Below are 25,121 nucleotides of genomic sequence, written 5' to 3'. Positions count from 1 at the left end.
TTACTCTCCACTTACCGGGTCGGCGCGGAAACTGTACGCACCTGATGTTCCCTCTTCATCGTAATAGCTGGTAATTTGAAGCTTGTAGGTAGTGTCGCCAGACTGAACTAAATAAACCCCAAACTGTGAGTAAAGTAAGTGGCTGGTACTGTCGTAGAAATACCAGTTGTTCGTAGCCATAGCGTACTCGCTAACGGTCTCTTCACTGAAGCCATAAAACTGTGCCGCTTCGGTATCCACGCCATCGTACGTTTCAGCGTCGGTGCGAAGTACGGTTGCATCATCAGCAATAGAAAGGGTAAATTCCCCCGCCCCGTCCGCACACGGAATAGATAAGTCCCAACCGTCCGCTTGTGTAACTACTTGCTGCATATCAAAGTCAACGTAAACGGCGTCGCTACAACCCACTGCATCAACGGTAAGTGCAACTTCTTCAGCAAAGGTGCTTTGCCCGTCAAGTACACTTTGATGCATAACGCCAAGGGTTATTTCGCCAATACCTCGCCCTTCAGTGACAATGTCGGTAACGTGAAATTTTGTGTAGTTGCTGTCAGAGGACACAATGTAATACGTCTCTTCATTTGGCGTTACTACGTGAGTAGTAAAGTCGTAGTTGTAAAAGGTATCGCCGATCACTTGGGTTTCTGTATCTGTGCTGAACGCTTCAGCTTCTGGTATATCGCTTTGAGTAACAGCTAAGTAGTCGTCTAGTTCGCTATCAGCCGTAGCATTTAAGAACAAGTCAGACACTGGTGCGCCCGTATCATCGTAAAAGTCGCTGTTATTTCCGGTAAAGTAAAGGCTAACAGCGGTTTCCTGGTTTGTATTCAAAAACACATTGGTACGCTTAAAGCCAATATCCCACGTGGTATCCGTTGCGGCTTCTTCTTCAGTAAGCGTAAGTTGTGTTTGTGTATCTAAGTCAAAATAAACGGCCACAGGCTCGGATGTAGACCCTGTACTAAAAGGCCCATAAATTGTTGCCTCTTCGTTTTCGCCGTTACTGCTTCCGTCATCTGAATCTCCACTGCCATCGGTTACTTGATCAGGCGTTTCAACTGAGGTGTCATCGCTACTTGAACCACCACAAGCAGTTAAACCGAATGTCATGGCAAGCAATAGCGCCAAATACGTTTTGTTCATGTGTTTTCCTTTTTTAAAGTTCGCCGAATTAACCAGCGGTTTTTAGTTGTTGGTTTGGGATCTGCCGTTAGGTATTTTTTGTTTTGATCTCAAACGCTGTTTTCTATGTCGGTGCTTTCGTTTAATGGTTATTTCAATACTGAAAACTCACGCCCAGATACAACCGCCTTGCAGCAATCGGCCTTGCGTCGAAAGTCCCCGCTAGAAGTGCGTCGGTTGAGCGATGCTCATCGGTGAGGTTTTCAAGCCCGAGGCGCGCTTGCCACTGAGGCGTGAACTGGTGCTGTACAACTGCGTTTAGCGTGGTAAAGCTGTCTTTGAAAACTGATGTATAGCCACTGGAAGGAGATACATTTCCCTCATGCACTCCGTAAAGCTGAAGGCTGGTGTCGGTTTGGCTAAACTGATAAGTAACGGATGCTTTAACTAAGTGCGTAGGGCGTTCAGGCAAGCGCTGAGAATTACCATCTTCAGCAATTAAATAACTGTAATTCAGTTGCCACTGCCAATTATCATTCTGCACGCTGGCGCTTAGATCTGCACCGTAAAGGGTGGCTTCATCGAGGTTTTGATAAACTGAAATATCTAAACCTGCTTCTTGCGATGCGTCCACATCTACCGCCGTGGTGATGAAGTCATCAGCTTTAGTGTAATGAAGGTTAATATCAAGGTGATATAACCAGTCACTTTGGGTCGGTTCTACTCGAAGGTTAGCGCCTAAGTTGGCATTTAGCGCTGTTTCAGGGGTAAGCGCGTCGTTGCCAAGCACCATATAACCCAAGTTACTGTGGTCAAATATGTAATAGCGTTCCTTAAGGTTAGGCACGCGATAACTACTGCCAGCCCCTGCGCGAAGTTGCCACGAAGTACTGTCAGCACTAATTGACTGGCTTGCACTTGCTTTAAATGCAGTATGCCAACCAAAATCAGAATCGTTTTGTATTCTTGCGCCTGCTAAAAGCTGGGTGTCGTTTTTCTGCCAGTTTCCTTGTAAATAAAGCTCGGCACTTTCACGACTTACATCGTCAACTTCAACCGTGCCCGTGCTGAGGTTTTGCTGGTCCAGCGTGTCGCCATGTAAAACAAGGCCGCCTACCCACTCGATATCTTCGGTAGAATAAATTTTCTGCGCTTCTAGTTCCGCTAGCTGAATATCGGTTTGACGCAACCCGTTGCTGTTACCACTCTCTTCATCATGTGAAAGATAGCGCGTGTTGATATGCCAATCGTATTGTTGCTCAACGCGAACATCGTGCTGCCACTGAGTAACGTTAGAAAGATAACTAATAATGGTGGCTTGGCCTGGTATTGATGACTGAGGTTTGTCTTTTTGCTCGTCCAGCCATTGCCCTTTATATTGCACGCTAACGCTATTTATCAACGTAGATAAAGACATTTGCACAAAAGATTTGTCTACCGCGCCACCATCTTGTGATGTAGTTTCGCCGTCGTAATCAAAACCCGGGTTAGTAATGTTCTGAGCCGTTATGCCAAGCTGCCAATTGCTTACTGCTTTCGCTGCAGTAACCCTAGACGTGTGCCCGAATTCATCACCGTCAATTGCATCATCGGTAAAATAAGATGCCTCGTAGTCTGCTGAAAACCGCGAGCCTTCTACCCTTTCGGTAATGATATTGATAACACCGCCCATAGCAGAGCTGCCGTAAAGCACAGAAGCAGCGCCTCGCACAATTTCAATTTGCTTAATATTAGCCACGCTAATTTGGTCAAGGTCGACCGAAGAACCTGTAGGTGAAATAATAGGTTGGCCGTTGATTAGCACCAGCACATGGTCACCATTGAAGCCATTTAGCTGAACGTTGTACCCGTCTTTTTGACTGCGCCTAACCACAACACCGGGCATCACTTCAAGCACTTGGCGTAGCGTGCCTTTACTTAATCGAGCAATCTCTTCTTTATCAACTACATCAACCTTCACTGGTGAAGAAGCCAGTAATTTCGGCGTCCTAGTACCAGTCACCACAACGCGCTCTAGGTCATCTTCCGCTAAAACTGAAAAAGCCAAAGGAAGCGTGGCGGCTATGGCAAGTGAAGGTACAACGTAGGCTCGTTTCATTTATTTTTCTTTTAACGCAAATGATAATGATTTGCGTTTGATCTTATTTATTTAGAAACGTTTTGCAAGAAGAAAAATGGATATTCAGTATAAATACCCCACATGGCCATTTATTTTTAAACGCTTTTTGCAATAAAAACAGAATGATAGGCAATGATAAAATTTTCAGCCTTGTGCGACAAAAACAGTGGAAAGATGTGGAGTAAACAACATGGAGAAGTGAAAGAAGGAATACCAAAAAGCTGAACTGAAAGAAAAGTTGCCTATTCCTTTCTATTTTTAGAAATAGTATTCCCCTACTAAAAGATAAATTGGAATAAAGAAAATACCACTACACAAGTTGTGTAGCGGTATGTAATTTGTAGCTAGTTAGTCGAGTCGCTTACGTAAAACACATTGTCTGGTATTTCATTTCCAATACCTGTGTTGTTACGAATAACATCAGCTAGCGTCACCCCCTCAATCATGTCTAGCTCTTCATCTGTTAGATAATTTTGGTACCAAAATCTGTCACCATCTCGAAGTGCTTCAAACTGCTCGGTAATCATTGCGCGAAACAAAGGGCCTAACTGGGAACCTTCTTCCGCCACAGGGTCTTCAGCAAGACCGCCCGTGAACAAGTCAATATCGTCAATACTGTCGTAGGTCGCCTCTAGCGCAAGTTGTAACTCAGTATTTGAGGTTACTTCACTAAAGGACTGTCTAGGCTCCAAACCGAATTGGGCACGCATTTCATTGTAAGAAGGTACGCCATGATCTCGCCCTCGTTGAATGTTTAGTGCAACTAGGTCTAGTCCGCCTTGCCCCGGCAAACCGAATAGAAAGTTACGCAGCTCACTGGTTACTTTCACGTCGATGGCTTGGTGCAACTGACTTGCGAGGCCTCTTAAAATAGGCTCAATACTTTGCTCATCGGTAAGAATGCTGGGCGCAGTAAAGAACACTTCTCTTACCGACAAATTCCCTTCGTCAATCGTATTTCCTTGTGCATCAAGTCGCAAAATTTGGTCGTTTATTAGCGAATGACCATGACGAAACGCAGCCACAGAAAATGCATTATAAAGCCCAGGGTCCACTGTGTTGTCATAGCCTTGATAGCGAGACAATGCGTTGTCACCTATCAGTGCAGGCAAGTATTCGTTGTAAGTAATAGACTGTATTTCAGCTATAACCAGTCGCCGTGCTGCTTGGAAAATTTCTTCACCAGATGCACCTGGCGACTGTTCTTCCAATATAGCCGCAAGTCGATTGTGCTCCCTTACCCACAGAGTGTGCATAACAGTAAGTCCAACCTGCTCATTGGCACGCACTTCACCACCTAGAAACAGCTCGTCGTCTTCCACACCAAACGCGTTACCATTGGTTTGCCCGCTGGTATTGAAAGGCAGTAAGTTACCCTCGCTTGTGTCTAAGTAAGGGCTATTTTCCCCTACTCTTATCGCCAAAGCACGTTCTTCGTCAGACCCATAGACCATGCTTCCATCGATCCACGCAGTTAGCTCGTTTTCTTGCTCTCGCGGATTTCGGGTAGATGTGCCCGTATCATGGTCGAAAATAGCTCTTGAGAACAGGATAGTTGCGGTTCCCGTACTTCGAGGGTCAAAAAGCGCATCTCCAACGGGCACCGGAATATCGGCCACTTCTTCTAAGCCATCCGTTAGACCAAAATCATGATCGATAAATTGCCCCCACTGCCAAACAAAATCAGATGTACCGAAAGTGTTTGGGATAACTTCGCCCGTATCTTGATGATGTATATTATTGGAAATCAAACGAGCACTAGGACGATTAATGCCTGACATTGAAGCAACGCCATCTTCGTAATCAGGATCAACCCACCGTTTTAATTGAGTAAATGCTGCCCCCCAAAGTGGATTGGCATTATTATTTAAAGAGCCATCAATTGTTCTCACTTCTCTGTTATCAACAAAGTCGTTGTCGTCGTCCCTGTCGTTATTTACTCGTTCACGTCGTTCATTGGCGTCTTCGTCGATACCTTGTGACGAGGCTCTACGGTCGTTTACCACAACAGTTACATCGTCTGAGGCCGTAACCCCTTCACTATCTGTTGCGGTAAGTCGAAACACTAGGGTTTCGTCATCTGAGGTAGACGGTGCTCGAAAACTCGCATTAAGTGAGCTTGCATCTTCGATATCAACCGACTCTCCTGATATTTGCTCCCATTGAACGCTAACGCTACCTTGTGTATCGCTAGCATTACCCTGAAGCACTACCATAGACCTTTCATCTATTGTTTGCCTCTCCCCTGCTTCTACTACAGGGGGTGTATTAACATTGTTTTCATCAGAACTACAGGCACTGATGGCAATAACAGCTGCTGTCAGTGACATTCTTACTTTTTTCATATTCAACGCCTTCTTTCACTTCTACAAGAAGTAACTAGGTTTACGAGAACAGATTAAAACGTACTTAATCATGAACTCACTGCTTAGTAATAACTCACTACAACGTGCTAATAGAGCAACACGCGGAGAAACTACTTATAATTTCGACATGGAAAAGCAGCCGTTATCATTAGGTTTAATAGATATCGCTGAACGCAAAACAAGATTAGAAATAATTTAAATGATACAAAAAACTGATAAGCAACGATTTTTGCACAAAACCGTCAGAAAAAAGTTGGCAAGTTTATTGAAGTATTTAGTTGAAAATAACGTTTTTGATAACGCTATACCTTGAAAATTTAGCTTTCATGCTAGAAAACAACGAGATTTTGACACTATGCGCCTACCTACTAAACAACTTATCAATAAAATCGAAAATTTGTCTAATGGCCTAACGCCAGAGCAGTTATCAAGCTTTTTAGATATTATTGACGCTATGACGGCGCTGGTTGAGGAAGCTGGCGAATTTAAGGAAAGTAATAAGGGCAACAAAAAAGTTGAGTCAGCGCCAGTGCCTGTACTTTCTAGCGTTGTTCACTAAATGTTATCAGTAATGTCCAAACAAGCTATTAGTTGATAAATACTGCCCATTGCAATACTTTAGCGCGCGTCCTACTTAGAAAAAGAGAAACGCGTGCTATACCTTGTTGCAGTTACAGTCCTATGGGCATTTTCCTTTTCGCTTATCGGTGAATTCTTGGCCGGCTCAGTAGATAGCTACTTTGCCGTATTAACCCGCATAATTCTTGCTGCAGCGGTGTTCCTTCCGTTTCTAAAAGTATCATTGTTAAACGCAAAGCAAAAAGCGGCGTTGGCGGCTTTAGGTGCTGTGCAGCTGGGGTTAATGTACATTTTCTTCTACCACGCGTTTTTGTATTTAACCGTGCCAGAAGTGTTGCTTTTCACCATTTTTACGCCACTTTATGTCGTTATGTTAAACGACGCCCTGTTTAAGCGGTTTACCCCGTTTTATTTATTGTGCGCACTTATCGCCACCGCTGGGGCAGCAATAATTCGTTTTGATGGCGTGACTGATAACTACTGGTTTGGTTTTGCCATTGTTCAAGGTGCTAACCTTTCCTTTGCGCTAGGGCAAGTGGGTTATAAAAAGCTGACCTCGACTTTTACAGCTCAAGTACCCTATCACAACGTATTCGCGTGGTTTTATTTAGGCGCGTTAGTTGTAGCCTTGCCTGCATTTTTCCTATTCGGCAACACAAGCCAGCTCCCGCAGAATACCGAGCAGTGGGGAGTGCTACTGTGGTTGGGTATTGTCGCATCGGGGCTTGGCTATTACTTTTGGAATCAAGGCGCGCTAAAAGTCTCTGGTGGTACGTTAGCCATAATGAATAACGCGCTGATTCCGGCAGGGCTTGTGGTTAACTTACTGCTTTGGCAAAAAGACACTGATTTCACTCGTCTGTTTCTTGGCGGTGCTATCATTGCTATTGCGCTTTGGATGTCTCATCAATACAACAAAAAACAGAAGCAGATCTAAGTCTAAACAAAGCCGACTCTACGCTGGGCTATACTCACTTACCATGGTGTAGTCTTTGCGCGGGCCTTTGACCTGCCATGTTGAGCGCCACACCGGCCAGGCAGAGAAATCATAGCGCACTACGTATTTGTCATCGCCGCATAAGTGTTCGGCGTTCGGGTTGCTCGCACTAAATGTATGAAAATAGCGTTCATCGTCGAACAACACCTCAAACAAACCAGTTTGAGGCTGCTGCCAGAAATACCGACGTTCTGCAGGCATTACATTGCCGTTAGGCGCAATTACCTCACCTTTTTCGTTATACGCTAAGCTGCACATTTCCTTTTTTGCGCCGACGTTGTCTTCGTGTTTTTTGCCTTTGTGTTTTTTGGCTATATTGTCTTTGCCGATGTGGCCGTTATCTACATAGCTTTCACCTATGTAGCTTTTGCCTTCAAGCCAGCTAAATTCAGCTTTGCCAGAAAAGGTAAATACATCGCCGTTTCTCTGGAGAATTTTGCGCGATAGCGTCCATCGTCCAGCAAAATCGTCCAAGGTATTAGGAGAATTAATGGTCATTGCGCCTCCCTTACCAAAAATAGGTTACAGTGGCTGAATATTGGTCGCCTCGGCCTGGCGTTCCTGGGATTTCTTCAAAGCGCTCATCCCACAAATTATCCACGGCCAATACTAGGTTTAACCCTTCAATTTGAGCCGGTGAATATGTGAAAGTGACATGTGAGAAAAACGCAGAGTCACCGCCGTTTCTAAGCGCATTGGCTTCTTGTTTTCGCCACTCGTTATCAATGCGAACCTCGACCGTATCGGTTGCAAACCACACCAACCCAAGGGTTGCGCGATGCGGCGGATAGTTAAGCGCGTAAAAGCTCGCGTCTACCTCATCAATTCGATAGTCTTCAGACTTATCTAAATAGGTATAGCTTGCTACCACATCTGCGCTATCAAAGCGTTTAATGGCAATTAACTCAATACCCAGGGTTTCAATATCAACTGGGTTTGCACTGCGTGCTGAAGTAGCGTCGAAGCTATACGTCCAATCTGTCAGCTCGTTATCCCAGCGATAGAATACGGCGGTATCAACTTTGAAAGAGGATTTATCAAATGACGCCCCAAACTCTAGGTTTTTGCTGACTTCTCGCTGTAACTGCTTGTTACTTCTAAACAGACCGCTTGTGGTACTGCCGCCTACAGCAGTGTAGCCAGCCACCTGCGTCGCCTCTGCATACGAAAGATAGAGTGTACGCGAGGTGTTGTTGCCCGTGTGGGTAAGCCAACTAATATCGCCCACAAAAGACAGTCGGTCGTCGTCGCGATTCGTATCGTCAAACGCTCCACCTAAACGAACGGTAAGCGATTCATTGCTGTTCAACTGAGTTCGGTACTCGGGTACTAGGCTTATTTTGTAGTAATCGCGAGAGGTAAAGTTGTTCTCTAGCGTGGTCGAAGTGATATCGTCTGCGGTAAGCTGTGCTGCGTAGTTGATACCAAATTCTTGCGATACATTATGAGTACCGGAAAACGCAAATGACTTCAATTGGGTTTCGTGAAATGCCTGAAACGCTTCAGGGTTTTCTCGTGAGAATACGTAATGGTCGTCATTCTCTCTGTAGTAAGCAGAAACTTCAAAGTTATTTTCTATACCCTTTTCGCCGTAGCGCTGTTTGTGATTTAGCATAACCAAACGAGTTTGAATGTCTTCTGTTTCGTTGACGTTGAAAGGCGTGTACAAGTTAGGCCAGCCAAAAAACTTTTGCTGAAAACCATAAAACACGTCTGTTTGTGAGTCGTCACTTGCCAGCTGAATTCGCCCTGACGCCCGTTCGAAATTATGATCACCATTAGCAATAGTGCCATCACTTTCAGAACGAGAGTACTCGCCTTCAACTCCAACAGACCAATCGGCTTTCAAACCAATTAAGCCATCAAGCGAGTGCTTTACTGCACCGTGTACACGCTGCAAATTGAAGTTGTTATTACCTACTCCCACTGACACACTGCCTGCTGTTTGGATAGGACGCCAGCCGTAAGACACCGTACCTACTGAGCTGTTGACGCCGTAAAGCGCATTATCGACGCCTGTGAAAATACTCGGTTTCGTCAACATTTCTGGCGCAATAGGAATTTCAGCGAAATAGTGCCCCGTTTGCGGGTCAATAAGCGTCGCGCTTCCTATGCGAAACCCCGTGTTTTCGAATATACCGCCGCGAATAGTGACATCAGCCTGCGCTTCTGCCATGTTCCTCGACTGCAAATCGACACGCGGGTCATACTCTAAATTTGAAATAGGTGAATTAAACGTGCCTACTGGCTTGTCATTCGCAGTCGCCGCCCCTTCAATCGTAATTTTCTCCACGCCTTTTTCGTTACTGTTCACGCCAGCGTTAGCGCTTGAAGTATCAACACTTTCAGCGGCCATGACAGAAAAAGGTAGAGTACAAAAGAGTAATGAGAGGGTTGTATGACGCATTTAGGGTCCTAGTTCAAATTTACGGGTAGCCAGCAAGGAGGCGTAACAAAGACGCGAAGTGTATAGCATTGGCAGGCAGAGGAAAACGCCAGATAGTTGAGTTTGGACCAGTATTTTCACTTTGCATCAACGCTTTGTAATAACGCTTTGCGCGTTTTCACTTTCCAAATGAAGTGCCCTGTATGCAATTAGTCTTCAAGAATCATCAATCTCACCCTTTTGGCCCCTAGAACCTCTTGCGGAAAGAAACGAGATAACATAACATTCGCGACCTCTGCAAAATCTGCCAAAGACACGTAATACCTTGCTTATGCTTGACCTTAAAACACCGTTTATATTTTCTTTAGTTGCATTATCAGTAAGCGCCGCTGCGCAAAGTGATGAAAGCTCCCTTCAAGGTGCTCATGATGAACTTGAACACATTGAGGTAAAAAGACACTTTCAGCCATACCGTGGTAATGTACCGCTAATCGACACCCCACAAGCAATCGACCGAATTACTGCTGATACCTTAGCGAATGAAGGGATCACTCGCTTCATCGATGCGCTAGATTTTGCGCCCACCATTGTTAGACAAAACAACTCTGGCGGCATGTTCGATAGCTTTGCGATCCGAGGTTTTTCTGGCGATGAAAATAACCCATCGGGTTATTTAATAAACGGCTTCAACGTGCGTGGCTATAGCGGTAATAGAAGCACGGTTAACGTTCAAACCATAGAAGTAATGAAGGGTCCGGGATCAGCCTTATATGGTCAAGGGGAACCTGGCGGTACCATTAACGTTATTACCAAAAAACCTCAGTTTGAAGAGCAAGGCTACATTCAAGGCACGGTAGGTAATTTTGATAAAAAACAAGTAGAGTTCGATTACACGAACGGCATTAATTCAGACATGGCGTATCGCGTTAACGGTTCATACGAAGACTCTGATACTTATCGCGATAACGTGTTTTTCAAGAATTTGAACCTTAACCCTTCATTCATTTGGAACATTTCTGATCACACCAGCTTAAGCTATCAGATGGAAATACTGGATCAGGAAAAGCCGCTTGATCGCGGTGTGTTCATATTAAATAACGACTTTGACGCCGTAGATGCCGAAGACTTTTATGGTGATGTTAGAGACGGAGCCCATGAAGTTAAAGCCTTCGGACATCAGCTAGTGTTAAATCACGAGTTGAATCACAACTGGCATTTACTCAGTGGCTTCGCCTACAGAGACTCTTCTTTTGAAGGGCAGTCTTCAGATACTGAACTGTCAGAAGGCCGTCAGCTTTTGTATACCGACCCATCTATACTTTCAAGGCAACGCAGAACCCGTGACTATCAAGCGCAAGACTTATCACTACGCTTTGAATTAAGTGGCGTGGTAGACGTGGCAGGCTTCGTAAATAACGTCTTGTTTGGTTTGGACTATTACAACTACCACATCGACACAGACTATCGTCGTTGGCGCACTGCGTGGGGTGCTGGTGATACCACTTACAGCATCAACCCTGAAAATCCAGACTACACTATTTTCAGACCTGACGTTACGCCCACTACACTCACAGCTGAAAAGCAAAAAGGGTTAGGTTTCTACGCACAAGATGTTATTGAACTCACCGATGCAACCAAGCTTTTGGTTGGCTTTCGCGTGGACAAATTCGAGCAAGACATTCTTAATAAGTTAAGCAATGAAGGGCAAGAACAAGACCAAACGGAAGTGACACCGCGCTTTGGCTTCGTATATGAAATCAATGATTCTGTAAGCCTTTACACTAGTTATGCAGAAGGTTTCAGACCCAACCCAGGACTTGACTCTGACCGCAATGCGTTTGACCCTGAAGAGACCACCTCTTTTGAGGTAGGAGCTAAGTGGGAAAACATTGCTGATATGTTTTCTGGTAGCGTCGCTATTTTTGATGCTGAAAAGACCAACATGCTTACCGCTGAACCTAACACTGGCTTTTCAGCTACACTCGGTGAAGTTGAAAGCCAAGGGGTAGAATTTCAGTTAACGACTGACCTTACTTCAGACATTCGCCTTGATATGGCCTATGCGTATACCGACGCTAAGACCGCGAAAGCAGTGAATGACTTAGATTTTGGCGTGCCTATTCCAAAAGGGTCGCGCTTAATCAATATTGCCAAGCATTCGGGTTATATCTCGCTGAACCATTACACCAGCGTATTTGAAAAAGAAGCGTTCTTTGGTGTGACCATGCGTTACGTGGGCGATCGCTTAGGGCAAACTACCGATCCAACATTCATTTTGCCGTCTTATACCCTTGTGAACTTGGCAGGGTCGGTGAATATCAGCGATGAACTTTCTATGAGATTTGACGTGAACAATCTGTTCGACAGAGATTACTTTGAGAACTCATACCATCAGCTTTGGACCATGCCGGGCTCACCAACTAACTATACGGTGAGCGTTAAATACCAGTTCTAGTATTCAGTTTCGAGAACCTCTGTTTCAGTAAGTTTATTAAAACTGCGCAAAGAGCACGTTTGAAACCGAAAACAAAAGCCGGAAGCGTTTTCACGCTTCCGGCTTTTCAATTTTATAACTCCAGCAAATATAAGGGTTGTTTGCCTTGTTATAAACTCTCTAAATCAAACGCGCCTTGCTTTGAAAGCTTTTCGTTCAACGGTTTCACTTCTTCACCAAACAAGGTTTCTAGCTGCACTTTGTACTGCTGCCACTTTGCGTCTAAATCTTCTAACCGTTTTAGTGCGCCAGCTTGTGCAGGCGCGCCTGTTCTGTCGAAGTTATCCATTAAGAAGCGGACTTGTCTGTCGAGCATATTCGGCCAGTTAATGTCGTCTTCGAAAGTTTGATGTTTTGGCTGAATAACCAAAGCTTCCCAGTCGTCGATTGCACTAACAATGCGCTCGATTGAAGCCGACACATCACTCGCCAGCATTACGTTATTTTCAGACACACCGTTTAATTGCGCTCGCACATCACGGGCTTTTTGCAGGTGTGCAAACAAATCATTCAGTAAAGTTTCTGTAGCCTGAATGCTCTTTTCAACTACTTGAAGCTGCGCTTTATCTGCATCTTCCCTTGGGTCTGGAAGTACTTTAAATGTGCGGGTTTGTGCCTGTTCACCTACTGTGATTTTCGCTTTGTAGTCTCCAGGCATAACACGGGCGCCTTTCCAACCACCAAACAGCTTTACATTCTCGATGCAGTTCAACGGCTCACGTCGAAGATCCCATACAAATTCGTTGTAACCCGCTTTTGCTGCTGGGTGTTTAAATTTGATGGGGCTACGAACGTCTTCATTACCCTTCGCGCATTTTTCAAATGCACTAGGTGCCGATGACAGTGTGCGAACAAGCTCGTTATCGGCATTAAATATATCAATGCGCAGCGTTTGCTCTTCTTCTAATGCGTCTTTCAAGTAATAACGGAAGGTAGCGCCACGCGGTGGATTCTTCGCTTGAGGCTGGTCAGTCATGCCACCGCCAGATAGCAAGCGAATACCATCTATGGGTTCAAACTGAAACAGTGCTTCGTTATCTAACGACTTATGTACTTCACGTAGCGGGCTAATGTCGTCTAAAATCCAAAAGCCTCGCCCTTGGGTTGCAATGACCAGATCATCACCTTTAACCTGCATATCGGTAATCGCCACAGGCGGCAGGTTTAAGTCTAGTTCTTGCCAGTGTTTACCGTCGTCAAAGCTAATAAACATGCCGCTTTCTGTGCCAGCGAACAGCATACCTTCGCGCTCTGTATCTTCGCGCACTACACGAACAAAGGCGTCTTTTGGTAGCCCCTCGTCAATACGCTTCCAGCGCTTGCCGTAGTTGTCGGTTTTGTAAATATAAGGCGTATAGTCATTTAACTTATAGCCTGCTACCGCAACGTAAGCTCTGCCCTGTGCATGAGGGCTAAGTTCTATGGCATTGACCTGCGCTTCTTTTTTGTGAGGAGTAATATCTTTCCAGTTTTTACCTTCATTACGGGTTATATGAAGCTTACCGTCATCAGCTCCCACCCAAAGCTCGCCTTTGTTAACTGCTGATTCGGCAATATAGAAAACCGTATTGTAGTATTCAGCACCAGCTTGCTCATTGGTGATCGGCCCGCCGTTTAGCCCCTGCTTTTTAGGCTCGTTACGGGTTAAATCTGGGCTGATTTCTTGCCAATTCACACCGCGATCTGTGGTTTTTAAGATCATCTGCGTGCCGTAATAGACTGTATCAGGATCATGCTTTGATACTATCACTGGGGCATTCCAGTTGGTGCGGTACTTTTGGTCACGTGCGTTTCTGCCGAACACATATTCAGGGTAAGGCATAATGGGCCGCGTTAGCCCAGTATCGCGGTTGTATTCGGTTAATGTGCCGTTGATGGTAGTAGCGTAGATCAGGGTTGGATCATCAGGGTTGAACGCAATATGCGCGCTTTCACCGCCGCCCACGGCAAACTGGTCTTCTATTCCCATGCCGTCACCCCAAGTTTGAGAAGGTGTTGCCATGGTCGTGTTATCTTGCTGCCCGCCATAAACATAGTAAGGGTTTAAGTTGTCGGTAATTACACGATAAAACTGCGCTGTTGGCTGATTGTAAATGCTTGACCAGGATTCACCACCGTCGAAGGTAACGGTTGCGCCACCGTCATTAGCGTTGATCATGTTTAAGCTGTTTTCTGGGTTTATCCACATATCGTGGGTATCACCGTGGGGCAAAGATTTAATTTCGAAGGTTTTACCGCCATCAATGGATTTATGCAGCTGCACATTCATCACATACAGGGTATTTTCGTCGTTAGGGTCAACCTTAATATGATTGTAGTACCACGCACGGGCTTTAAGAATATTATCGCCGTTCATTAACGACCAAGACTTACCCGCATCATCACTACGATATAAACCACCTTCATCAGCCTCGATAATGGCGTAAAGACGCTTTGGGTTAGACGCGGCGATATCAACACCTACTTTACCAATAAGCTTGGGCAGGCCTTTTTCTAGCTTGTCCCAGCTTTCGCCGCCATCTGTTGACTTATAAAGGCCACCGCCCTCACCGCCCGATTTAATAAACCAAGGCGTTCTGCCGTGATGCCACATGCTGGCATAAAGAATTCTGGGGTTAGTGGGGTCAATAGCCAAATCGGCAGCGCCGGTATCTGCATTCACTTTTAATACGTGCTGCCATGTTTCGCCGCCATCGGTCGTTTTGAAAATGCCGCGCTCTTCATTCGGCCCCCAGATATTGCCCTGCACTGCAGCCCAAGCTATATCGGGGTTGGTGGGATGTATGCGAATTTTAGGGATTTGACCGCGCTTATCTAAGCCTACCAGCTTCCAGGTTTCACCGCCGTCTGTAGATTTATAAACACCTTTTCCGTGGCTAGTAGTTACACCTCGAATAGGGCCTTCACCCGTACCTACATAAATAACGTTAGGGTCTGAAGGCGCAACGGCGATAGAACCTATGCTGCCTACCTTAAATGTTTTATCGGATATAGCTTTCCAGGATAAACCCGCGTTTTCGGTTTTCCAAACACCGCCACCTGCGGTGCCCATGAAATAAAGGTTGGTATTACCTTCAACTCCAGTAACCGCCACCGAGCGTCCCCCACGGTATGGCCCAATGAAGCGATACTCCATTTTATCGAAAAGTTTGGGGTTAACCGTATCTTCAAGTGCGAATGCGGAATGCGAGAAACTAGAAAGTGCGCTTACGCAAATAGCAAAAGCGGCCGCTATTTTCCGAGAAACCAGTCTCTGAGAAACCATAGATAGTGCCTTGTCGTGTTTTTATTTTTAATAAGAAGAGTTTCTTATACTGCTTTGTTACAGACGTTATGGCAAAAGTTTTTGTAGTGAATATGTTTAAGCTTATTAGAAACGAGATAACCGAAGCTTCTCTACTCTTATGGTAAACCAGAAGTAGGAAATCCTCTTATAGTGCGCTGCCTTTAACTGGGCTATAGATAGAGAAAGACTTATAAAAGCAACCACTGAGAAGTTTCAATATGGATTATTACGTTTATATACTGTTTGATACCAAGACCAACGACGTTTTCTACGTAGGGAAAGGTAAAGGTTTCAGAATTGATCATCATGAAAATGATGCTATCGAAAGTGAAAAAACTGAAAAGATAAAAGCCTTACAAAAGGACAACCGATTCGGCAAACGTGTTGTGGGCCGATACCATACAGAGAGCGAAGCCCATGCTGTTGAAACTGTGCTTATAAAGTGGGTTTACGGCTTTGATAACCTTACGAATAAAGTGCATGGCCGTTATTCTGCGCTAATACGAACAATAGGTAATTACGAAACGATCCCAGGTATTGATGTGGAGTACACACCTAGCCTCAACGACGGTTCGTTCACTAAAGCTCAGCAAGAAAAGTTTGTGAAAAACAACATTGAAGCCAAGCTTGAGTCAATCAAAGAGAATATCGAGCCTCTGCTTGAAGATACTGAATATTCAGTAAGTGAAATTATCGGTAAGTCACCTGCTGACACTGGTTTATGGATAAATAACCCTGCGATAGACATTTCGATTAGGCTAAAACTACCATTAGCTGGAAGAACGATCAGCCCAGAGTTTGTAAGCACCAATACAGATAAAGAATCGAAGACGCGCTTTGCACAGGCCATGGCCCCACTAAAAGTAAATAATGGCAGTGTAGGCAGCTACATTGGGTTGCAGAATTATCTTGAGCGAGCTGGGATTAAAAAAGATATTGAGGTACGCCCAAGAGCTGATGATATTGATGAGATCTTCAATGTCGTAACATTCATGATGGAACAACTTCAAACGAAATATAGTTAGACAATTGAGATAGGCAGGTCCATAGATTTAACTAGTATGGACCTAACCTGAATCTTAGCTTCCTTTTTAAAAATAATCCCTCAACACACACTCGCTGTTGGAAAGCTTAGCGACTATACGCTCACCAAAGCCGGGTAAAAACTCGATGGTAATAGAGACTCCTTCGCCTCGGCTTTCCATTGGATAACCGCTTAGCCACTTAAGGTAGGTTTCTACTTCGCTATCTGTTAGCACCATCGATTCATTCAGAGCATCCTTGGTTGATTGGATAGTTTCTCTGTCAAAGTCACTGCTACTATCATCTTGTTTTTCAGGCTCTGCAGCATCATTGGAATTGGTATATGGCTGTTTTTTCATGGCGCTTCCTTAAAGTCATCACTACAGACTAGGTGTTTCTTTGTTATGAATATCTAGATTAAACAAAGAAATGTATTGCCTGAATAAGCAGTTGTCTTAGCCCGTTTACGATTTCGTTGTTCATCTATTGCCTCAGCCCTTACAATGAATGCATTCTGTTGTTACGGCGTTAGCATTAGTGACTCGCGCTGTGTAATTCGACACCTAATTACTGAAGAGACTTTTTTTATGAGATTTCTACTTTCGATAGCTTTCACTATTGCGCTTGCAGGCTGTGCAACCCTTTCTCAGTTAGCGGTTTATACGGTTTCTAATGCCGAGCTAGAACAAGTACTTGATAGCCAAGTAAGCAAACTGCAAAAGCAAACGTCACTTGCTGGTATTCCTCTGTATTTGGATGTGGAAGATATGACGGCGATCATTGGGCCAGATGGCAGAGACGTGGTGCAGCTAGGCGCAATTGCCACCGCTCGCGTTAGTGCCTTTGGTTTGAACTACCCTGCTAAGGTAAGCCTTTCATTAGAAGGCACGCCTTATTACGACAGTGAAGAAAAAGCGATTTTTGTGCGCTCGTTGTCGCTACTTGATAGCACCATTGATGCAGGCGGTTTTAAAGGTAACTTAGCGCCTGTAAGCGGTGAATTTATGCAGCTAATAAACGGTTATTTAGCATCGAACCCGGTTTATCGCTTAGACCCAGCAAACAAAGCGGTGAACGTACTTTCAACCGTGCCTTTACAGCTAACCGTTGAGCAAGGGCAGCTTGCGCTTCGACCTAAACAATAATCATTGAAACACCGTAAGCAGTGTCGAGGTTACTAATTGTTAAAGGTACTAAAGTAACCTGAGCCTCGATGCTCGCAAACAGATTTTCCCATTCAGTGAAATAGGCAGGCATAGTGACAGAACGTATCAAAACGCTAGATGAATTTGCAAAGCATGTAGATTATTCATTACTAAATACCCTTACCCCAGACCCACAGTCGACGTGTGATGGAAACGACCATGACCCGCGCCAAGTGTTCTCTGGTCACTATGTGCCGGTTACTCCGACCCCATTATCTTCACCCAAATATATTGCGCACAGCGAAACGCTATTTGCTGAATTGGGCTTAGACGATAACTTGGCTACAACTAAAGATTTCACCCAGCTGTTTTCAGGCGAAATGTCTGCAGTGCCTGAATCTATGAAGCCTTTCGGCTGGGCGACCGGCTATGCGCTTTCTATTTACGGTACGGAGTACACACAGCAATGCCCCTTTAGAACGGGTAATGGCTATGGTGACGGTCGCGCAATCTCTATTGTTGAAGGGATATTTAACGGTAAGCGTTGGGAAATGCAGTTAAAAGGCGCGGGTCGCACGCCTTATTGTCGCGGCGCAGATGGTCGAGCCGTATTGCGCTCTAGCGTGCGCGAATTTTTAGTACAAGAACACATGCATGCGCTTGGTATACCCACTTCCCGCTCTTTAAGTTTGTTCATGTCTGAATCAGACACAGTAGACAGGCCTTGGTATCGCGAAGGCTCTCATTCCTATGAGCCTGAAGTGATGGTAGAAAATATAACGGCGATATCCACCCGCGTCGCCCCATCGTTTTTGCGCGTAGGACAAATAGAGCTTTTCGCTAGGCGAGCACGCTGTAACGAACACAGCGAAGCATTAAACGAGCTAGAAGCCATTATTAAACACCTTATTGAGCGAGAGTACGCAAGTGAAATAGACGCAGCAGCACCATTTGAAGAGCAAGTGGTAACGCTGGCTGCACTATTTCGAGACCGGCTGAACGCGTCTTGTTTCTAATTGGGTTCGCGTAGGTTACTGCCAAGGTAATTTTAATAGCGACAACTGCGCCGCCGGCGGCTTTACGCTGGATTATGGACCATTCGGCTTTTGTGAGTTTTTTGAAGCAGACTACCAGCCTTGGACAGGTGGAGGTCGACACTTCTCGTTTTTAAACCAGCCCATTGCCGCCCAAAAGAACTTTGATATGTTCTGTCGCTCACTGATGACGTTACTTGAAGGCAACAGTGAACAACTCGCTCAGCTTGACGATATTAACGACGGTTTTTCTGCTGTTATGGAACGCGCCATGGAGAGCATGTGGGCAACGAAGCTTGGCATTGCCAGCTACGACCACGACTTGCTAATTAAGCTGCTGCAATTAATGCTTCGCACTGGCGTTGACTACAATATGTTTTTCAGAGAGCTATCATCAATACCTGAAGATATGGCGAGTTTGACGAAGAGCTTTTACTACCCGCCTAAAGCAGAGGTGATGACAGAATGGGAAGCCTGGCTACAAAACTGGCGTGAGCGTATTGAAAAGGACGCTGAAGCACAAGTTGATCCAGCCAACGCTATTGCTGCTACCGCAGAGAACATGCGCCAAGCTAACCCTAAATTCACATGGCGTGAATGGCTTATTGTGCCTGCCTACAAAGCTGCAGAGAAAGGTGACTTTACCCAAATTCACGAACTACAGAATATACTTACCGCGCCTTATGATGAGCAAACAGAAGAGGTAGAGAATAAGTATTACCAACTGCGCCCACTTGAATTTTTCAGTGCTGGCGGTGTTGCCCACTACAGCTGCTCTTCGTAATAAAGAGCAGCTTCAGTTTACTTACAAAGACTCGATAGATTCACTAGGCTCAGTAAACCAAACCGGGCCCTCTTCGGTCATATAGAAATGATCTTCTAAGCGAATACCGAACTCGTTTGGCACCACGATCATAGGCTCGTTACTGAAACACATGCCAGGTGCTAGCGGGTGAGGATTATCTTTTACTAGATACGGCCATTCGTGAATATCCATGCCGATGCCATGTCCTGTTCGATGTGGCAAGCCTGGTAAGTTATAGTCTGGCCCTAAGCCGTCTTTCGCTAAGCTATCTCGGGCGGCTTTATCCACGTCACCACAAGGTACACCGACCTTTGCAGCGTTAAATGCCGCAAGCTGCGCGCGCTTTTCGCTTTCCCATAGTGCGCGCTGTTTATCGGTTGGCTCACCGAAGCAATAGGTTCGAGTAATATCAGACAGGTAGCCGTGAACTTTACAACCCGTATCAATCAATACAAGATCGTTTTTCTTTAATACTTGAGGGTCTTTAACGCCGTGGGGAAACGAGGTCGCTTTACCAAAAAGCACAATACAAAAATAGTTACCGCTGGCGCCTACTTTTTTATGTGCATCATTAATAAATGCTTCAACTTCTGTGGTGGTAATGCCTTCATAAAGCATACTGGCTGTGGCTTTGTGTACAGCAAGGGTCATGTCCATGGCTCGCTGAATGAGCGCGAGTTCATTGCTAGATTTGTGCATACGACAGTGTGTAGTAACCTCAGCACCATTGATAATTTGCCATGGTTTTTCAAGCAGTTTATTAAAGCCATCTACAATAAAAAATTGCGTAGACTCATCAACACCCAGCTTGCTGCCACCCGCGGTATCCAGCTCGCTTAACATAGAAATGGCAAGCGCGTAAGGGCTTTCATGTTCTTGCCAACCGATAATCTCGCCTTCTACTAGTTTACGCTCGTTTAATGAGTCGATTTCAAACGTAGGGGCCAGATATACAAGGTCACCTTTTGCGGGCATAAGCGCGCCAACTAAACGCTCACTGGCGTACCATTGCATGCCTGTAAAATACGCTAAGTTAGTCCCCGCATTTAGATATAACGCGCCAATGCCATGCTGCTGCATGTAATGCTGCGCCTTGGCAATTCGGGCTTTGTATTCTGAAAGTGGGATGGGTGTTAGGTCGCCTGTCATGTTGACGAGGCTATCTAAAGCCTGTTGTGGTGTTTTTGTGCCTATTGTTCTGCCCATTTTTTGTCCCTACACTAGCGCAAGGCTGATAATCTATTGGAGTGCGCTCAGCCCGCCTTAACTATAAATTTATTAAAACGGGCACACTGTACAATAATGGGTAGGAAAGTCGAGATAAGCGAGGGTAGTGATGCCTGTTAAATGGCGTAACTATTGCTGAACACTCGCTTACTACAACTCAGTTTTACAGTGCACTTTTCCACGCAGCTTCTGGAAGTAAGTACAAACCTTTCTCGCTTGCTGCACCTTCATTCACGATATAGCCGATGCCCGCAGCCATCACGGCTAGGGTTACGTCAAACGCATTGATGCTGTCGCCATAGCCCGCCGTTAAGTTAAACATAGAGCCATCAGCGAGAAGATACAGCGTTTTATCGCCTAGCTTATAAGCGTTAACATAAGGCATTGGCTCACTGTGAGTAGCGTTATCTTTAAGATACGGCACATCAATTTCTTGTGCCACGTGACCCACATTTAAAATAAACGCCCCATCTTTCATGCTTTCTAAATGGCTCGAATTCACTACGCCATACGCACCAGTTGCAGTGGCAATAACATCAGCTTGGCTAGCTGCTTCATTTAAATCTACTACTGGCCAGCCGTCGTATTTCGCCTGAAGTGCTCTTGCTGGGTCAAGTTCTGCAACTTGAACCTGTGCACCAAACGCCTTTGCCGACGCAGCAACGCCCTGCCCTACCAAACCATAACCAATAACAACCACTACTTTTTCGTGCAGGGTTAAATGTGTGGTTTGGAAAAAGGTTTGCCATGCGCTTAAACCCACCATATGCCTGTTGTGAAGCCCTTCTTTAACTGGCAAATCGTCCCAGTTAAATATCGGGTAGTTTGGCGCCATACCGTTTAGGCGGTTAATGCCAGAACCCGTTGCTTCCAAGCCCGATACAATGCTTGGAACTGGCTTGTTTGCTTTTATATTTTCATGCAGTCGAGTAGTAAGGTCTGCCCCCATTTCACATAAGTGAGTGGGTTGCCATGCTAGCGCTTTATCAAATGACTCAGACCAGTCAGCGTCGTTCATGTCTCGCCATGCATGTGCTGTTGCACCTTTATCAACAAGGTAAGACACCACGTCATCTTGAACCGTAGTAGGGTTGCACGTGGTTAAAAAGATATCGCAGCCACGTGAAAGTAGCCCCTCTACCAAAGGTGCCATTTTTAAATCTAAATGCATGTTGCAGGCAAGCTTGACGTTAGACAGATCGGGAAGTGATGCAATGGCTTTGCGAGTGCGCGGCATATGAAGGCTGGCCCACGCCAGCTCTGCTTGAAAGTCTTGGTACATGAAAAGGATACTCTGAGAAAACGAAAACAGAATCATACGTGAGAATGCTGTATATATAAAACAGCGAGGTACTTCCTCTTATTTCAAACTACTCCTTTTTAATTTCTTTGGTTCTTGGCTTCTTTCTTTACTCGACGCCTTCGTTCCACAGCACCACCTTATTGCGCCCTTTCGCTTTTGCTAAATACAAGGCTTGGTCTGACTCTTTAATTAACACATTGATATCATGTTCGCCCGGAGTGGTGCCTGCCACGCCGATACTTACGGTTACACGAAGCAGTTTATTGATGTCATGAGTGAATAGATGTAGGCGCAGGTTTTCGGCTATTTGCTTAGCGTACTGAACGCGGGTATTAGGTAAAAATACTAAAAACTCTTCTCCCCCCAACGAAAGGTGATGTCAGAGCCTCTAACCTGCCCTTTTATTTCTTCTGCCACTTTTTGCAGCACCTTGTCGCCCATGTCATGACCATACTTATCGTTAACTTTTTTAAACCAGTCGATATCAATAAGCATAACTGACATAAACTTATTACTGCGTTTTCCTAGCTCCCAAATAGGGTACACCAAATCTTCAAAAGCACGCCGGTTATAGAGCGAAGTGAGAGGATCGAGTCTTGCGTCGCGCTCAGCGTTTTTTCGCGCTTGCTGCACTTGCTTGTAGTTAAACGCTAGTGAAATAGACAGTAGAGACATTTCCAATACCATGCCAATTTCAATACCTCTAAATACCCATTTTGAATAAGGAATAAGCCCCCACGTGGCCAAACTCGACACCGTTGCACCACCTGTTCCACACAAAATAGCGGGGAGAAAAAACTTAGCAAGGGTGTCACCATTGCGATAGGCTAGTATTCCGATACACAGCATCCAAACCGAAATTGATGTCAGTACCACCAGTTGTGACATCACCGCAAAAGAGCGGTTTCCAACTAGCACGATGAATACCGCAAGCCCAACTAGAGCACCGTAAATATACTTCCTTGACCGATAAAGCCTGGGCAGGTAAAGCTGGGTATTAAGAAACTCGATAGTGAATCTTACCGCGCTGAATAAATAAAAAAACATAAGCGCTGGCATTAGCCACTGCTGAATGAATACCGACTCTGACCACAACCACCAAAAACCGTGACCTGTGTAGGTGAAGTTAAACAACAGAAACGACGAAAGATATAGTGAATAAAGCAGGTAGCGCTGTTCTCTAAGATAAGAGTATAAGACGAGGTTATACAGCAACAGAATGATAAGCGCCCCATATAGAGCACCATAAAAATACGCATTTTCCGTCGATTTATCTTTTGCCGCTCTGGGAGGTCCGACATAAATGGGGATAGTCATCGGGTCTTGGGACGCAAACCGAAAAATTACCAGCGTTTCTGGCTGAATAAACCGATAGGAAAGTGATGGCATGCGAGTATCTTCACGACGTGCGCTATGCACCTGGTTGTCGCCAAGACGAACATGGTGTTTTCTTTTACCGCTTTCAAAAAAATAAACGTCGATATCATCGATCCACGCATTGTCTATTTTTATTGTAAGAGGTAAAGGTGAAATCGTTTGTTGCCGGGTTTCATCAACCTGATTGGTAAGTACGTTGTAGTTATTAAGTTCAATCTTTAGCACACCCCAAACGGTGTTATCGGTAAACCCATAACTGACTTGCCTTCCTACATTTTTGACTAAACTATTCTGCTGGTATTTGGCTAAAATGTCTTCGGCGGCTGACGCACTACCGCCCTCGAAATACATCCAAAGCTTGTGATTTATCAGCTCCATCTTATCTAATGGCGCTGTTCCTTTAGCATAAGCGAAAGAAAGCCCGCCCCAAAGACTGTAAACTATCACCAAGCCAACAAAGAAAAGAAATGCTCTCATACATCAGTTCTTTCTAATAGGGGTTCAGAGACAGGGTTGGAATTAGAAAAGCTTAACCCTTGTAAACTTAAATATTAACTTACGCTTATCAACAAGGTTTGTGAATAAGTTTATTTAGTAGATCACTATGTAGCCGCTTTTTCTTTCGTAAATTACACATTTACTTTATGCATAAGCTCAGAAGCTTGGCATACTATGGTCCTGTATGCCTATTTGCAAAGCAGCAATCTACTGCTTTGTTTCGCAAATCTACTCAATGGCGTTAATTCTTTTTATGCTTAGCTTTATAACCAGTACGCTTATTCCTGTATTGATCCTTCTTTTAATGGGTTGGCTTTTCTTTCGTATTAAGTGGCTCAATGAAGGCTTTATAGAGGCTGGCTCTAAACTCGTATTTAACGTTGCGCTCCCTGCTCTACTGTTCTTATCAATCGCCAGAGCTGACTTTTCCAAAGCCGCGAATCTATCCCTTATGAGCGTGGGCGTGATAGGTACACTTATTGTATTTGCAGCGCTTATGGTTATTTCTCATTTGACAGTACATCCTTACAAAGCCAGAGGTGTAGTTGTTCAGGGCGGCTTTCGAGCCAATATGGGTATTATCGGCTTAGCCTATTGTGCTAACACTTATGGGCAAGAAGGGCTTGCTGTAGCGTCTGTCTACATGGGGTGTATTACCATCTTATTTAATGTACTTTCAGTGTTTGTTCTTAACTTTTACCAAGGTACGTCGCGCTCCTTAATGGGCCAAGTTACCGGCATGGCGAAAAACCCGTTGATCTTATCGATTGCCGCAGCACTGCCCTTTTCATACTTCGAATGGCAGCTTCCCGATACCCTAGTGAAAACAGGGGAGTACTTCGCACAGCTTACCCTGCCACTTGCACTTATATGCACCGGCGCATCACTGCAGTTCCGCTCTTTTTCCAGTGACAGGTTTAATATTGTGCTTAGTACAACCAGCAAATGTGTAGTTTACCCATTTGTATTGGTTGCCCTTGCCTATGCATTTGGTTTTAAAGGGATGGAGCTGGGTATTGTTCTTTTATTAGCCATCTCACCAACCGCTGCAGCAAGCTATGTCATGGTGAGAAATTTAGGCGGGGATTATCGCTTAGCGGCAAGCATAATCGCAGTAAGCACATTGGTGTCTTTACCGATTACCGCCCTCGCCTTTGGGGTACTAAGCAAATTGCACCTTGTGTAACGCATCAAGGCTATTCCTATTTGCATAGAGCTATTTCGCAATTTTCTCGTTCACAGCGTTCCACTTGAGTAAAAAAAGCTCCCATAGCCTAGCAACAGCTAGCCAACGCATATTACCAATTTTATTTTTATTTTTTACCAAAAATTAAAATTGGCCTATCCATCATATCTTCTA

General features: G+C 44.9%; 16 protein-coding genes and 2 pseudogenes. 8 read left to right on the top strand and 10 right to left on the bottom strand.

The features are described 5' to 3' along the window. The 3 genes from ACXACS_RS05865 to ACXACS_RS05855 form a co-directional block, all read right to left on the bottom strand. Positions 1-1,143, bottom strand: a complete 1,143-nt coding sequence (locus tag ACXACS_RS05865; protein ID WP_474805077.1) for an HmuY family protein — start codon at positions 1,141-1,143, stop codon at positions 1-3. Positions 1,144-1,276: 133 nt separating this feature from the next. Continuing rightward, positions 1,277-3,220 carry a TonB-dependent receptor plug domain-containing protein gene (locus tag ACXACS_RS05860; protein WP_474805076.1) on the bottom strand — a complete coding sequence of 648 codons (1,944 nt, stop codon included), beginning with the start codon at positions 3,218-3,220 and terminating at the stop codon, positions 1,277-1,279. A gap of 365 nt (positions 3,221-3,585) precedes the next feature. Next, the gene (locus ACXACS_RS05855) at positions 3,586-5,586 is read right to left on the bottom strand and encodes a peroxidase family protein (RefSeq protein WP_474805074.1); all 2,001 of its coding nucleotides are present in this window, start codon (positions 5,584-5,586) and stop codon (positions 3,586-3,588) included. Between the two features lie 376 nt (positions 5,587-5,962). Between ACXACS_RS05855 and ACXACS_RS05850 the strand changes: the two genes are divergently transcribed. Beyond that, positions 5,963-6,166 carry a hypothetical protein gene (locus tag ACXACS_RS05850; protein ID WP_474805073.1) on the top strand — a complete coding sequence of 68 codons (204 nt, stop codon included), beginning with the start codon at positions 5,963-5,965 and terminating at the stop codon, positions 6,164-6,166. A 93-nt stretch (positions 6,167-6,259) separates the two neighbouring features. Next, positions 6,260-7,123 carry a DMT family transporter gene (locus ACXACS_RS05845; protein ID WP_474805071.1) on the top strand — a complete coding sequence of 288 codons (864 nt, stop codon included), beginning with the start codon at positions 6,260-6,262 and terminating at the stop codon, positions 7,121-7,123. 18 nt (positions 7,124-7,141) lie between these two features. Here the strand turns inward: ACXACS_RS05845 and ACXACS_RS05840 are convergent, their stop codons facing one another. After that, the gene (locus ACXACS_RS05840) at positions 7,142-7,681 is read right to left on the bottom strand and encodes a DUF6314 family protein (RefSeq protein WP_474805069.1); all 540 of its coding nucleotides are present in this window, start codon (positions 7,679-7,681) and stop codon (positions 7,142-7,144) included. A 10-nt stretch (positions 7,682-7,691) separates the two neighbouring features. Then, complete coding sequence (locus ACXACS_RS05835) at positions 7,692-9,590, bottom strand: TonB-dependent receptor domain-containing protein (RefSeq protein WP_474805067.1); 1,899 nt, start codon at positions 9,588-9,590, stop codon at positions 7,692-7,694. 310 nt (positions 9,591-9,900) lie between these two features. Between ACXACS_RS05835 and ACXACS_RS05830 the strand changes: the two genes are divergently transcribed. Next, entirely contained in the window at positions 9,901-12,024 is a 2,124-nt protein-coding gene (locus ACXACS_RS05830; RefSeq protein ID WP_474805065.1) for a TonB-dependent siderophore receptor, read from the top strand. Between the two features lie 148 nt (positions 12,025-12,172). Here the strand turns inward: ACXACS_RS05830 and ACXACS_RS05825 are convergent, their stop codons facing one another. Continuing rightward, the gene (locus ACXACS_RS05825; protein WP_474805063.1) at positions 12,173-15,328 is read right to left on the bottom strand and encodes a WD40/YVTN/BNR-like repeat-containing protein; all 3,156 of its coding nucleotides are present in this window, start codon (positions 15,326-15,328) and stop codon (positions 12,173-12,175) included. A 239-nt stretch (positions 15,329-15,567) separates the two neighbouring features. Here ACXACS_RS05825 and ACXACS_RS05820 point away from each other — a divergent pair, with 239 nt between their 5' ends. Continuing rightward, on the top strand, positions 15,568-16,374 hold the full coding sequence (locus ACXACS_RS05820) for an LEM-3-like GIY-YIG domain-containing protein (protein WP_474805061.1): 807 nt from the start codon (positions 15,568-15,570) through the stop codon (positions 16,372-16,374). A gap of 66 nt (positions 16,375-16,440) precedes the next feature. Here ACXACS_RS05820 and ACXACS_RS05815 read toward each other — a convergent pair whose 3' ends face one another. Beyond that, complete coding sequence (locus ACXACS_RS05815) at positions 16,441-16,731, bottom strand: hypothetical protein (RefSeq protein ID WP_474805059.1); 291 nt, start codon at positions 16,729-16,731, stop codon at positions 16,441-16,443. Positions 16,732-16,959: 228 nt separating this feature from the next. On the opposite strand from ACXACS_RS05815, the gene ACXACS_RS05810 reads away from it, so the two are divergent. The 3 genes and pseudogenes from ACXACS_RS05810 to ACXACS_RS05800 all read left to right on the top strand — a co-directional run. Continuing rightward, positions 16,960-17,517 (top strand): YceB family lipoprotein, encoded by a 558-nt coding sequence (locus tag ACXACS_RS05810; RefSeq protein ID WP_474805057.1) that lies wholly within the window; start codon positions 16,960-16,962, stop codon positions 17,515-17,517. Positions 17,518-17,630: 113 nt separating this feature from the next. Continuing rightward, a complete protein-coding gene (locus ACXACS_RS05805) occupies positions 17,631-18,533 on the top strand; it encodes a protein adenylyltransferase SelO family protein (RefSeq protein WP_474805055.1) in 903 nt (300 codons plus the stop codon). Between the two features lie 46 nt (positions 18,534-18,579). Continuing rightward, positions 18,580-19,335 (top strand): annotated as a pseudogene (locus tag ACXACS_RS05800) (protein adenylyltransferase SelO family protein); the annotation flags it as partial. 21 nt (positions 19,336-19,356) lie between these two features. Here ACXACS_RS05800 and ACXACS_RS05795 read toward each other — a convergent pair. From ACXACS_RS05795 to ACXACS_RS05785, 3 genes and pseudogenes are all read right to left on the bottom strand, one after another. Continuing rightward, complete coding sequence (locus tag ACXACS_RS05795; protein ID WP_474805053.1) at positions 19,357-20,562, bottom strand: M24 family metallopeptidase; 1,206 nt, start codon at positions 20,560-20,562, stop codon at positions 19,357-19,359. A 184-nt stretch (positions 20,563-20,746) separates the two neighbouring features. Then, positions 20,747-21,865, bottom strand: a complete 1,119-nt coding sequence (locus ACXACS_RS05790) for an adenosylhomocysteinase (protein ID WP_474805051.1) — start codon at positions 21,863-21,865, stop codon at positions 20,747-20,749. 127 nt (positions 21,866-21,992) lie between these two features. Then, a pseudogene (locus ACXACS_RS05785) lies at positions 21,993-23,614 on the bottom strand (sensor domain-containing diguanylate cyclase). A gap of 400 nt (positions 23,615-24,014) precedes the next feature. On the opposite strand from ACXACS_RS05785, the gene ACXACS_RS05780 reads away from it, so the two are divergent. Next, a complete protein-coding gene (locus tag ACXACS_RS05780; RefSeq protein ID WP_474805049.1) occupies positions 24,015-24,947 on the top strand; it encodes an AEC family transporter in 933 nt (310 codons plus the stop codon). Positions 24,948-25,121 lie beyond the last annotated feature (174 nt).

The sequence above is a fragment of the Alteromonas sp. AWM4_230 genome, assembly GCF_056158305.1.
Note: the sequence above shows the minus strand (reverse complement) of the source record. Positions and strands in the feature narration are given on the sequence as shown.

Bases quoted from the DNA above. Each gene is read 5' to 3' on its own strand.
- ACXACS_RS05840 (WP_474805069.1), bottom strand. From the start codon at position 7,681: ATGACCATTAATTCTCCTAATACCTTGGACGATTTTGCTGGACGATGG.
- ACXACS_RS05825 (WP_474805063.1), bottom strand. From the start codon at position 15,328: ATGGTTTCTCAGAGACTGGTTTCTCGGAAAATAGCGGCCGCTTTTGCT.
- ACXACS_RS05810 (WP_474805057.1), top strand. From the start codon at position 16,960: ATGAGATTTCTACTTTCGATAGCTTTCACTATTGCGCTTGCAGGCTGT.
- ACXACS_RS05780 (WP_474805049.1), top strand. From the start codon at position 24,015: ATGCTTAGCTTTATAACCAGTACGCTTATTCCTGTATTGATCCTTCTT.
- ACXACS_RS05835 (WP_474805067.1), bottom strand. From the start codon at position 9,590: ATGCGTCATACAACCCTCTCATTACTCTTTTGTACTCTACCTTTTTCT.
- ACXACS_RS05865 (WP_474805077.1), bottom strand. From the start codon at position 1,143: ATGAACAAAACGTATTTGGCGCTATTGCTTGCCATGACATTCGGTTTA.
- ACXACS_RS05790 (WP_474805051.1), bottom strand. From the start codon at position 21,865: ATGTACCAAGACTTTCAAGCAGAGCTGGCGTGGGCCAGCCTTCATATG.
- ACXACS_RS05860 (WP_474805076.1), bottom strand. From the start codon at position 3,220: ATGAAACGAGCCTACGTTGTACCTTCACTTGCCATAGCCGCCACGCTT.
- ACXACS_RS05830 (WP_474805065.1), top strand. From the start codon at position 9,901: ATGCTTGACCTTAAAACACCGTTTATATTTTCTTTAGTTGCATTATCA.
- ACXACS_RS05795 (WP_474805053.1), bottom strand. From the start codon at position 20,562: ATGGGCAGAACAATAGGCACAAAAACACCACAACAGGCTTTAGATAGC.
- ACXACS_RS05855 (WP_474805074.1), bottom strand. From the start codon at position 5,586: ATGAAAAAAGTAAGAATGTCACTGACAGCAGCTGTTATTGCCATCAGT.
- ACXACS_RS05820 (WP_474805061.1), top strand. From the start codon at position 15,568: ATGGATTATTACGTTTATATACTGTTTGATACCAAGACCAACGACGTT.
- ACXACS_RS05815 (WP_474805059.1), bottom strand. From the start codon at position 16,731: ATGAAAAAACAGCCATATACCAATTCCAATGATGCTGCAGAGCCTGAA.
- ACXACS_RS05850 (WP_474805073.1), top strand. From the start codon at position 5,963: ATGCGCCTACCTACTAAACAACTTATCAATAAAATCGAAAATTTGTCT.